We start from the raw sequence: 13284 nt of genomic DNA, 5'->3' as shown, positions 1-13284 counted from the left end.
CTCTGCTATAAATCCCCCTATATCTTTTCACAAAATTATTAATTTTTCACTTTAATGTTGGCCGAATATAATTAAATATTTTTTTACACACGTGAAATTAATATCTAAACTTTCGTAAGTTATTAAAGTGGTAAAATTAATAAGTTTAGACTGTGTCATTCCATGTTCTTATTATATATTAAAAAAGCCTATACATCAATTATTTAAGCGTTTTGTAACATAAATTAAATAATATTTTTTACTTTTACTAAAAATACAATAATAGTTATATTATTTATACATGTATAGGCATTAAAATTCAATTTTCATTTTCTATCACTTTTCAACAGTAAATTCGCTTGTTTACCAACATTTTCTGAGCTTTTATGGAAATAATAAATAAATTCCATACATTATTTTCTAAAAAGATATTTACTTACTATAGGGACCTCTTTACTTTTCATTATTTTATCAATATTTTTATAACTTTTCACTATAGAAAACCAATTAAAAAAATGGATGTTTCCCGTACAATACGAGATGACATCCATTTATGTAAACTAAATCTATACATGCTCAACACATAGATTTATAAGTCATTCTTTATTTTTCTTTCTGACGTTTTCTGCTCGCTAGAATAATTCCCGCAAATATTGCCGTTATCCCTAGAGTCGTTGTATCAGATGAAATACTACCTGTATTAGGTAATCTCTCTGATTTTTTTCTATTCTCATCAGTACTTAGTGTTGCAATACTTTCCTCAAGATCTTCTACAGTCGGTAAAGCTTGAAGTTTTTCTTTAGGATTCGGTATAGGTTCGACAAATGAACCTCTGTATTCGGGAACTTCTAATATAGTCGGTCTATCTGATGGAACTCCTCCTTTAAATTCAGGTACTTCTAATACTGGTGGCTCTACAGGTGATACTCCACCCTCATATTCTGGAACCTCTAGTACTGGTGGTTCTATCGATGATGCTCCTCCATTAAATTCAGGAACTTCTAACACCGGGGGTTCTATAGGTGATACTCCACCTTTATATTCTGGTACTTCATTTTTCGGTGCATCAGACGGTACTTGCCAAGTTGGTTTTACAGGAATATCGTAATCATATTGATAGACTACCGTCGTCGTTCCTTCTACAACTTTCCCTGTTTCTGCAGTTACATTATTAAATTTAGTCGAAACTGGGTAAACTCCATGGTATTTATATGTTTTCCCATCTGCCGTTGTTATTTTCTCCACTATTTTTTCTTTTGTACTATAGTCTTGCACAGTAAACTCTTTAACTACTTCTCTAGTCGATACTACTTTATCTTCTGATCTTGTAGTATACGTGTAAGTTGCTCTTAATACAGCATCTTTTACCAATGTTTCAGCTGATTTGATTTCATTTCCTTCTGCGTCAACATACTTAACAACTACAGAACCTAACACTTCTTTTGCTGTAGGTTTCGGATCTTCTTTAGTTACTAAGCGATAAATATAAGTAACCTGTGTTTTTTCTTTATTGATTATTCCTTCTTCAGGCGCTGAACCTTCTTTTAGCCCTAGATATTCATAAGTAAATCCTGTTTTATCACCTAGAATTGTTTTATATCTTTTCGCAGTCGCATCATAAGTCGGTTCTAAGTTTTCTGTAACTTTCTCTTCCCCTACTTTTGTAGAACCTGAAAGAACATCATACGTTTTCACTTTTTCATAAGGTACATTTGACGAAAGTACTTCCGATTCTTTTAAAATTTCTCCTGATTCAGATTCATAGTTCACACTAACAGATCCTACTTTTGTATTTTCAATTTTTACAGGTACATCCGATAGTCTTGTAGATAATCTGTAATAATGATTAACTACCGTTTTCCCCTCTCCCATAACTTTATAAGCACGAATCGGTGTAATTATTTCTTTAACTACGTAATTTGTTTCCTCTTTAGTTGCTACATCTTTCTTAGTAAATTCAGTCTCATTAGTAGTTGAATTTTCATTAACAACATTAATATTACTCAAATCGTCAGAGATTGTCACAATACCTTTATTCGCATATACAGAATCTTCTCTTGTTTCAACCTCAGGATTAACTTTTTCCCAATCGCTATAACGTTCTGGCTCTGCATCTTTATGATAAGATAGTGTATAACCTTTTTGTATACCTCTATCAAAGCCAAATTTTAAATAATTTTTCTTTGTTTCTGTCACATTTTTATGATTATCATATTGATCAACATTTCTCTGAGTAGAACCCGCTGTTACAGATAAATCCTTTAATACATTTTGCCCTTCTTCAATATGTTTTCTTAAATTTTCAAGAGCTTCTTTATTTTGTTGGAAAAACATTATTCCTCGCTCTGATTCTATCGCTATATCAATATTATTTTGTTTAATCATCTCTATTGTACTAGCGATATTCTCATCAAGCTTAGCTTTTCTAGCTTTTAGATCTTGTTTTTCCTCATCACTTTTTGCATTTTGATTGAAATATTCTAATATTCCATATACTTCAGAATGCATAACTTCTAAAATTTCTTTTAAAGATTCTTTTTTAAAATTATGATTCTTCGGATCAGTTATTCCTGGAGGAAAACTTTTCGAACTATTAGAATAAAATAAAGTAGTTTCATTATTAAATGTAACTTTACCATCATCTACTGTTCCGAAGATTCTATCCTCACCTATCGTCGGATACTCTCCAGTTAGAGGTTGATCCCAAAACGCATAAGATGGATATCCTTGAACCCCTTCTTCTCTGACATACGGTTCAGTTTTATTATACTCTGGTGTCGCAGGAATTTTTTCTCGTCTATATTTCACTGTATTAACAGTTCTCGTTCCACTCCCATGAGCATATGTATCACGATCCATAACAAGAACAGTATCACCTTCTTTAAGAGTCACATTTTCTTTCGTGAAATCTTTAGCTGTTGCTTGACCATTTTTCCACTTCGCAACTGCATCTTCATCACTAGATACCCCACTAGCTTCTACGAATTTCCCGTAATGCCCATCTGAAGTTTCTTCTACTAAATACACTTTTCCTGTAATTTTTCCGTAGTTGATTTCTCCTAGATTGTTGTGCATCCCTTCTGGAGAAACAGGTGCTTCTATATCATTAAATTTTGTTTTGTCATAAGTTGCTTTATTCGCATCTACTACTTCCGAACGAATCCATTTGTATTCTTTATTATTAGCTTGGATTACCGCTTCTTTACCTGCATCTTCATCTATAGCGGTACCTGTTTTTTCTACAGTTGATTCACGATAATCTTTCCCATCGGTATCGTAAGCAATTCCTTTTTTATCATAAGGAGTCGATACTATCCCTTCTTCACCAGCTACTTTTTTCGAATCTTTTAGTGTTGAATTATCATCTTCCAATAGATAATTAACGGTTGCATTAGATTTGAATTTTACAGAATCTGTACCATCAACATCTCCTGTGTTTTGATTTGCTTTAGCAGGTCGATTATATCGTATGTCAGCCACCGCATCAACAGTTACTTTTTTCGCAGGATTTTGATCATCTGTAAAGGTCGTTTTTGCACTCGATGAAACTTTTTCAAATTTACTTACAAGCGTTGTTTCATTCTGTGTACCAGAACTTACATTGGCAGATGCAGTTCCACCTCCAGCTAACATCGCTATACCTAAAATCGTTATCGCTCCAATTAATTTTGAATCAGTTCTACCATTTTTATACTTTCTTAGCGAAAATTTCTCTTTTTTAATATTTTTAAACATAATTTTCCCCTTTGTTATTTTATTACGTTTCTTTATTACATCTTTCCAATTACAAGAAATCACTAAATTAGCATCTAGATGTTTTCTAAATATCTATGTAATACGTTTTCAATTTTAACACATTAAATAATTTTTATCAAATATTCGACAACATTACTTCACACTATCTATAAACACAAAACACCCCTGGATTTCCATCCAAGAGCGCCCTGTGATTTACATAATGAAATTAATCATCTTTTAAACTTATTATTTTTCATTTTGACGTTTTCTTACAGCTAAAGCTATACCTGCGATTAGAGCACCGAATCCTAATACCGTTGCATTAGATGTTTCGCTACCTGTGTTCGCTAAACGTTTCACCTGTGCAGTTACTGCAGGTTTAACCGGTACTTCCGGCGTTGGTTTTGGTACAGGCATCAGCTCTGGTTTAGGCGCTGGGGTTGGTTCTCTAGGAATCTTAAGTTCTGGTTTTTCCACAATCGGTGGATCTAACGGAACTACTCCTCCTTCAAACTCAGGTTTATCCACTATTGGTGGATCTAATGGAACTACTCCCCCTTCGTATTCAGGAATATCTACTGTAGGTGGGTCTAACGGAGTTACTCCTCCTTCATATTCTGGTTTATCGACAGATGGAGCAGAAAGTTGCATTACATATTGGTAAACAATAGTAGTTACACCCTCTTTAACCAGACCTTTTTCGTCTACAGTATTTTCGAATTTATCTCCTGCTGGAAGTACACGTTTCAGTTTGAACGTTACCCCGTCTACTACGATTGTTTCAGGAGCTGTCACAGCATACTCTTCTCCTGTAGCTTTGTATGTAGTTTCTTCTTTGTCCCCAGTAGTTGTAGTTGTCGCTTCAGCTACTATTACATTGTTCTTAACTACTACATCATCCGCAAGGAAGTTTTCATTAATATCTACGTATTTAACAATAACTGTTCCTTTTTTATCTTTAGCGTAATCACGTTTACTTACTGATGAAACTTGAGAATATTTAACTACAACCGCTGAATCTTTTGATTCATGCGTTACAGTTAATTCATCTACCTTCACTTTATCTACAGTGTAATCTTTGATTTCTGGTGATACTACTTCAGCAAGTTTTTGTTCTTTAGTCCACTCGCTTGTATAGACTACTTCACCTGTTCTACTGTTGATTTCGGCAGTTCTTGTGAAACGAGCATTTTGGTTAACCGGCGTGCTTGCTTCTTGTCCTGCTTTTGGTCCATTTTCATAAACATAAGTGATATTACGTTTAACTTCTTTTAATACACCTAAATCTTTGTATGTACGACCTTTTGGATCGTTAGGAATTTTATCCTCCGGTTTTGGAGTATTTGGAGTAGTATTAGGTTTATTAGGTATTCCGTTTTCTGGTTGTGGAGGTTCTACCTCCCCATTAGAAGGCGTTGGTGGATTATCCGGTGTTCCACCTCCTGGTTTTGGAGGATTCGAAGTATTGCTATTTGGTTTGTTTGGATCTACCGGAATAACGTAATCGTATTGGTATACAACTGTTGTAGTTCCTTCTTTCACCCTACCTGTTTCTTCTAATACGTTATTGTATTTATCAGAAACTTCATACACTCCACGGAAGACATATTTTTTACCATCTTTATTAATTATATCAACTTTCTTCTCAGTTGCATTATAGTTCACATCATTTTCAGTTACTTCATCACGTGTTGATAATACAACATCACCTGATTTAATAGCGTATGTTTTCGTTGTTTTAACAACTGCATCCGTCACTACATTTTCTGGATCTTTAATTTCATTACCATCAACATCTACGTACTTAACAACTACTGATCCTTTAGCTTCAGTTACTGTCGGTGTTGCATCTTCTTTTTTATCTAATACATAACTGTAAATAACATGTTTTTCACCTTCAGTTACGTCTCCTGTCGCTGGAGCTGAATCAGATGTTGGTCCTACATATTTATAAACTAAACCTGTTACTTCATCTTTTAGCGTTGGATATTGTTTATCAGTAGTGTCATATTTTTCTGTAACTGCACGTTTTTCTTTACGTTCAGATACTTTTACACCTTTTGAGTAAGTTACATACGTATCTTCATATTCAACTGGTACTTTATCTTTTACGACTTCTGTTTTTAAAGTTTTTAAACTTCCATCTTCATTGATTACAACATGTTTTACATCAACAGAACCTGTCTTAGTCGCAACTGATTTAGACGGAGTTTTCTCTTCTTCACTTACTAGACGGTATTCGTAAACAACTTCTGTTGTTCCTTCTACTACTTTACCACTAGCTGCTGGAGAACCTTGTTTTAGACCTACATACTCATATGTAAATCCAGTGTCTGAATCTACTAATGTTGGGTACTGTTTTGGAGTTGTGTCGTAGTTTTGTTCTACAGTTGCGATATCTGTACGTTCATCAACTTTTGTTTCACCTGAATATAGACTTACAATCGTTTTTGTTTCAAGCGTTACATTCTCTTTATCAGTTTCTAATTTTAATTGTTTTCCATCAGTAGTTACATACTTGATAACAACGCTACCTTGTTTAGTAGCTGTCGCAGTACCCGCTTCTTCTTTTGTGATTTTTAAGTTGTAATAATGCGTTACTACTGGTTTTTCTTCACCCATTACTTTGTAAGCACGGATCGGCGTGATAATTTCTTTTTTAGTAAATGTTGCTGATTCAGTTGTTCTTGTACGAGTTCTTTCCCCTGTATCACCAGTAACAATATATTTATTATCACCAACCGTTGTTGTTGGAATATATTTTTCATCTGTTTCTTTAGTATCACCCGTCACTGTTACTGTACCATCAGCAGCAATTTCAACCTTACCTTTGTTAACTAAAGTTGTTACTTCTTCTACCTTGTCTGGTTCATCTATAATTAAATCAATGAAGAAATCAGGTTTCCCGTCATATGCTATATATTCTTTAATATGTTTAGTTGTTACAACATCAAGATAAGCATTAGGTCCTTCTGACGAATATTTATACTCTGTAGTTGTGTGGATTTCTCTATACCTACCATCTTGCAGTTCTGTAGTATCTGTAGGTTCACTTGCAATAACCGATAAATCTCCAACAATTTTAGAGAAATTTGATAATGCTTCTCTAAGTTTGTCGTCAGGAGCAAAACCTTTATCCACATTTATAGGCGAATGCAATACAATTTTATTTTTATATTGTCTAGTTTTCAATAATCCCATATCAAGCTTGCCAGATTGAATATCATCCTCTAGTTTTTTAAGATGAGCATCTAGACGTGCTTTAGCCGCCTGAACTTTCTCTCTTTCGATTGTATTTATTGCTTTACCTTCTAAAAAGTCTAAAAGTTTATAATTCGCAATCGTATAATTTTTCAAAACATCTTTTAAAGATGATCTAGTTGGATCAATTCTTTCCGGACCAAACTCTTCACCTGTTTCGACATTTTCAGCTAAAACACCATCATATCCAGTCCCAAATCCGATTAAAGCATAAGTTGGAGATTCACTTGGTATTTTCTCTATATCGTCAGCAGTCCCATAAACTCCATCTGGTCCAGGTAAGAAATAATGATTTTTTATAGATCCATCAAAAGTATAATCATTTGTAATGTACGTTGGAAAATCCCCTTTTCTATCTTTCTTAGTTATTTCTGTAAGATCCGTCGGGGAGAAAGTAATCGTTCCTTTTGTTATTTTTTTTACAGATTTACCTTCACCTACTGCATAAGTATCTTTATCTAGAACAAGAACTGTATCACCTTTTTGCAGTGTTACATTAGCTTTTGTGAAATCTTTAGCTGTAGCTTCTCCAGCTTTCCATTTTGCAACTGCATCTTCATCACTAGATACTCCGTTAGTTTCTACGAATTTCCCGTATTGCCCATCAGCTGTTTCTTCTACTAGATAAACTTTACCTGTTGTTTTTGTATAGTCGATTTCCCCTAGTTTATTGTGCATTCCTTCAGGAGAAACTGGCGCCTCGATATCGTTAAAACGCGTTTTATCATAAGTAAGTTTATCAGCACCTTCTACTTCAGATTTCCCAGCATACTCATAAACTTTACCATTCGCTTCTACTGTGTCTTTCTTACCAGTATCTTTTGAGACAACAGTTCCTGGTTGAGTTACAGTTGATTCACGGTAGTCTTTACCATCTGTATTATAAGCAAGACCTTTTTTATCGTAAGGAGTTTTTACAGTACCTGTTCCCGCTTCTACTGTGTCTGATTTTAATAATGATTTATCAGAATCAAGTTTGTAATTCACAGTTGCCTCTGATTTAACATTTAGAGTATCAGTTCCATCGACATCACCTGTATTGTTATTTGCTTTTGTCGGCTCAGCTGTTCCTTTTTGTAATACTGCATCTACTTTTACAGTTTTTGTCGCATCTTTATCATCTGTAAAAGTTGTAGCTGAAGTTGAAGCTACTTTCGATGTATCGGTCACCATTGTAGCCGTATCTGCCCCATTAGAACTTACATTAGCTAAGGCGGTTCCACTACTAGCTAATAACCCCATACCTACTAATAGTGTCGCACCTATTAGTTTTGAATCGGTACGTCCGTCTTTATATTTTCTTAACGAAAACTTTTCTTTCTTATTATTTTTTAACATAACCTTCCCTCTCCATTCTTTCTGAACATATAAATACATTGTTTTTTATCTAACAATCTATAAATCATTAACAAAAATTACTTATTTTTCAAAAGTACTTGATCCACTTATAATTTTTATTAAATCTCCTAGTTATTTTCCCAAAATAACACTATGTAAACTTGCTTATACATTCATAGCCTATCTCTTAAATTTTATCATTTTCAAAAAAGTTAGTCAATTATTTTGTTACCCTTTTATCAATATATTTAACACTTTTTTTATCTGTTAAAAATCATAACCAACTACTCTATCATGACCTTTTCTGAAAAACAAAAATTTATAAAATAACACATAAAAATTACTCAATTTATACTAATATATTAGTGTAAATTTCGAGGTACTATTTTGAAAAATAAAAAAATATCTTCCTGGATTTCCACCAAGAAGATATTAAGTTAACATATATTTATTTACCTTTTTGATACAACAAGTATCTATTTACTATAGTTTCAATACTTTCTTATAGTACTCTACCGCTTTATTTTTTATATATTCTCTAGCGAAAGTTGATGATTTATATTCTCCATCTTTTTGATATTTCACAAGAAGTTCTAATAATTCGTCAAAAGAACTAAAGGACTTCGTGTTTTCGCAAATACTCACATAATATCTATGACCTAAATCAACATTAGAAAGCAGGCAGACTAGACCTTTCGAAGATGCTTCTACCGCGGAATTAGCGAAACATTCACTTAAAGAACAAGATATATACCCTTCATGATTCTCATATGGTACCTTTTTAACAAAACCTGCAAATTTAACATTATCAGGTAAGTTATCCTTCGTATATCCATCTGGTAAGTTACCGTAGATTGTAAGTGTACTATCAGGCGTACGTCTAAATGCCTCTATCGCAACCTCACATTTTTTTATTATTGTCATATTACCAACTATACACCAATTTTTTACAGTTGTATATACTTCTTCTTTAACTTCTTCTACATAAACAGGTGGTAGAAATCTTACCCTATCACTTCCCAACCTTTCTTCTAAAACTGGGCTTGCGACAACATTAGTGCACCAACTTTGCAAGACAAACTTCATAAACGGAGCAAGAATATTATAATGCGTATAGGCAAAAAGCTCTCTTCCTGTATTTTGGAAAAACTTCCTTAGCTGCAAAGGATACTCATTAACCATATCTATAATGAATCTGTCATCAATAGTTGAATTTTCCGCCAGGTATTCACTCACCAACTGCCATTGCGACATTATCGCACCAGTTTCTTTTATGTGATACTTATGATAATTCTCAGAAACATCACCTTCTAATACTATTCCATCTTTGTTAAAAAGAATAAATTTATCTTCTTTAGGGATATATTTATACAATAGTTGCGAAGTATAACAGTCTACAGTTCCGTCTTTATAGTGAACTAATCCTACATAGCCCTCTTTAGTATATTCCACCTCTAAAACGTCTTCTAGATTTTCTAGAAAGCTTTTATCAACACTTGGCTTATCTCTAGCTATATCAGATTTTTCAAAAATTACATGATAGAAGTTTTTAAACCCTAGATTTTCAAGAATTTCTACAAAATTAGGCACAAAATTATCTAGATTCGTCAAAACTAATTTTTGTTCAACACCTATTTCATCAAAAATATTTTGACGTGCGAGTTGACTGCTTTCAAATCCATAAATATTGCAAGGAACACCTTCTTTTATTGTAAATACTTTAACCATTTTCTACTCCAATACATCCTCTAATCTTAAACCGCGACTCTTCGCAAGCCTACTTCTAAATATCATGCCCTTATCATCTTCTTCAGGAAGACCATAGTAGGCAGTCAGCGTATTCATCACGAGCGCATTGTCTTTAGTTACCATACGAGCCCACAGGTGCCAATCTTCAAAACCATCGCACTCCGGATCATAACCACCAGCTTCTTCAACTGCGGATTTTTTATAAATAACAGTAGAGTGATTAAACATATTTTTATAGGCTAACTTAAACCATAATTCCTCACCTGAAAGGTTATTAAAATTATTTCTTTTAATTCCACCTTGCAATTTACTTCTATCCGCATCAACCTTTGAACCAATGATATCTAACTTATCGTTTAACTCTAACTCATTAAGAAGAAAGTCCAAGTGCCATGACATCCATTCATCATCAGAGTCTTGTCTTGCGATATACTTCGCAGTCGCTAACGAAATCCCCGCATTAAGGGCTCTGGATATACCTCCATGAAGAACTTTGTGATAAACTACTCTCTCATCATTTAGATATTTTCTACATACTTCTTCAGTTCTATCACGAGATCCATCATCAACTATAATCAGTCTAAAATTTTTATGAGTTTGATTCAAGACCGACTCGATTGCCTTACCGACAGTTTTTTCACGATTATAAACAGGCATAACGATATCCACCTCTGTGTCCGATAAAGGCAAATCTATCGACTCAACGCCATAGTTACCTAGAATTTCTACTTCGTTAGTCGTTAAGAACGTTCTAAAGCAACGAACACTCACACCAGGAATATCTTTCACAAGAAGTAGCGAGGTAGAATAAAATCCATAGACTTCTACATTCTCATAGTTAGACAACAGGCCATAAATTTCTTCTTCGAAACATTTATCTGATTGGATAATCTCCGCATTTTCTACATTTACTGTAACTCGAGGATGAGCATAGTATAACACATTTCCTATCTCTTCTAATGCCTTCCTCGTAAGTTTTTCTGTAATTTTTATATCTTTTTCATCTATATAATTGCCAAGCGCTTGCCCTAAAAAGACCTTCACTTTTTTTCCGTTAGTCGCTCTAGCGAAGTCTTTTAGCTTAGTGTCGAAAGGTATTTTTATTAATTTTTCAGTTGAGAATACAGTGTTTGTGTCAAATATTGTATAGTGAGATTGAGATAAGTTTATAACCTTCTCCAGTATTATTTCTTTTGGCCCAACTACTCTATCAGTATAGCGAGTGTACATGTTCGGTGCAATAATAGAAGTACTACCATCATCAAACGTAAATAATCTCATAAAATTAGGATTAAAGATCATGTGTGCTACCGGATTATCTAGACTCGCTAGATAGAACTTGTCAATTTTAATATTTTCTAGTTTTTCTCTAAGCTCATTAGGCCATTCTTTATTATCAATAAATAGAGTATCTTCACAAAACTCCTTCATTTTCTCAGCATATATTTTCTGCCTATTATCATTAGACATTTTTAAATATATTCCAAAAAACTTCTCACCTGTAATCTTAGTAACCTCTCGTGCCACTAGGACTTGAAATGGTGAGGTACAAAAAATAATATTCATACACTATACCTCTCTATTTAATGCTCTATTAGGCGTGAAAAACCACACCAAACAACCTTTTCCTTTAATAATTATAAATATTTTATCATGCAGGAAAATTCTAGTCAAATTAAGTAGATATTGGGTAGCTAGATGGAAGCCAAGAATTTGGAATGTAGATTGTTGAGGATAGATACTATGTAAATGAACATATGAGTCGAACTATTGTCATTCTACTGCTTAGATTATGTAAACAAAGAACACATCTCCACAAAGGTTACTCTAGTTATTTAGATTATGTAAATAAAAATAAATCTCTACTCTAAGCTGAGTTTTTTACTATTTGATATTACGAAAACAATCACACAACTTCTATATAACGTATAAATACAAAAAGAAAGCACCCTCGAAAATTATCAAGGGTGCTTTCAAGCCATTTATTTTATTATTTACTATTTTGTCTTTATGATTTTATATCTTAATCCTATTTCTCTTTACGACGTCTTGCTGCAGCAAGCATTCCAGCAAATGTTGCTAATCCTAATCCTGCTAATCCAGTGTTAGTTTCTGTTGTTCCAGTGTTAGCTAATCTCTTAACTTGACCGTTTACTTTTGGTTGGACTGGAGCATTATTTTGACCTGGTTTTTCAGGTGTTACAGCTGGTTTAGGTTGAGGTTTTTGATCTTTGTTTGGTTGTGGTTTTGGATTTGCCACGTAGTTGATCGGTGTATCTTGACCTGGGTTTGTTGGGATATCTGGTACGATATATCCTTTAGTTGGGTCTTGTGGATCAACTGGTTTAAGTGGATTTCCATTTCCATCAACTGGAGTGTATCCTGGTACGTATGGTAATACCGGTCTATCACTTCCTGGTTTTGTTGGATCTGTTGGATCATTTGGATATTTGATTGGGTTTGTTGGTTGTCCTGGGATGTTTGGTACCCATGATCCTAGCGGTTGGTAAACATATGTTACTGTTGAACCATCTGTTCCAATCTTACCTTTAGTTTCACCATCTACACGAACAAGTACATATCCTGGGATAACTTTTCCACTTGTAGAGTACTCATCTCCTACTTTTCCTTCTGTTGTTTCTGCAGGGATTAAGTCTTTTCCGTTTTCATCTACATATTTAACTACTAATTTTGCTTTGTTCGCTACGTAGTTAATTACTGTATCTTGACTTGGATCTGTTGGAATGTTTGGCACTACATATCCTTTTGTTGGATCTGTTGGATCTACTGGTTTAAGTGGGTTTCCATCTTTATCTTCTGGAGTAAATCCTGGTACATATGGTAATACTTCTGTTGGTTTACCTGGTTTTGTTGGATCTTGTGGGTCGTTTGGATATTTGATTGGGTTTGTTGGTTGTCCTGGGATATTTGGAATCCATGAACCGATTGGTTTGTAAACATATGTTACTGTTGAACCGTCTTTTCCAATCTTACCTTTAGCTTCACCGTCTACACGTACTAATACGTATCCGTTGATTACTTTTCCAGTTGTTGTGTACTCATCTCCCACTTTTCCTTTTGTAGTTTCTGCTGGAGCTAAGTCTTTTCCATTTTCATCTACATATTTAACTACTAAGTTAGCGTCATTTGCTTCATAGTTAATTACTGTATCTTGGCTTGGATCTGTTGGAAGATCTGGTACAATATATCCTTTAGTTG

General features: G+C 33.9%; 5 protein-coding genes. All 5 read right to left on the bottom strand.

The features are described from left to right. Positions 1 to 582 precede the first annotated feature (582 nt). A complete protein-coding gene (locus O3884_RS04630) occupies positions 583 to 3714 on the bottom strand; it encodes an SIALI-17 repeat-containing surface protein (protein WP_371452031.1) in 3132 nt (1043 codons plus the stop codon). A 249-nt stretch (positions 3715 to 3963) separates the two neighbouring features. After that, the gene (locus O3884_RS04625) at positions 3964 to 8316 is read right to left on the bottom strand and encodes an SIALI-17 repeat-containing surface protein (RefSeq protein ID WP_371452029.1); all 4353 of its coding nucleotides are present in this window, start codon (positions 8314 to 8316) and stop codon (positions 3964 to 3966) included. Positions 8317 to 8799: 483 nt separating this feature from the next. Then, on the bottom strand, positions 8800 to 10044 hold the full coding sequence (locus O3884_RS04620; protein WP_371452028.1) for a glycosyltransferase family 4 protein: 1245 nt from the start codon (positions 10042 to 10044) through the stop codon (positions 8800 to 8802). A gap of 3 nt (positions 10045 to 10047) precedes the next feature. After that, on the bottom strand, positions 10048 to 11631 hold the full coding sequence (locus O3884_RS04615; protein WP_371452027.1) for a glycosyltransferase family 52: 1584 nt from the start codon (positions 11629 to 11631) through the stop codon (positions 10048 to 10050). A gap of 463 nt (positions 11632 to 12094) precedes the next feature. After that, positions 12095 to 13284 (bottom strand): MucBP domain-containing protein (locus O3884_RS04610; RefSeq protein ID WP_371452025.1); only part of this gene is annotated, 1190 nt, incomplete at its 5' end.

This window comes from Gemella sp. 20925_1_85 (genome assembly GCF_041433735.1).
In the GTDB taxonomy this organism is placed as follows: Bacteria; Bacillota; Bacilli; order Staphylococcales; family Gemellaceae; genus Gemella.
The sequence above is the reverse complement of the archived record's forward strand: the minus strand, read 5'-3'. Positions and strand labels throughout refer to the sequence as shown.

Coding starts and splice junctions, on each gene's coding strand:
- O3884_RS04630 (WP_371452031.1), bottom strand. CDS start 3,714: ATGTTTAAAAATATTAAAAAAGAGAAATTTTCGCTAAGAAAGTATAAA.
- O3884_RS04615 (WP_371452027.1), bottom strand. CDS start 11,631: ATGAATATTATTTTTTGTACCTCACCATTTCAAGTCCTAGTGGCACGA.
- O3884_RS04620 (WP_371452028.1), bottom strand. CDS start 10,044: ATGGTTAAAGTATTTACAATAAAAGAAGGTGTTCCTTGCAATATTTAT.
- O3884_RS04625 (WP_371452029.1), bottom strand. CDS start 8,316: ATGTTAAAAAATAATAAGAAAGAAAAGTTTTCGTTAAGAAAATATAAA.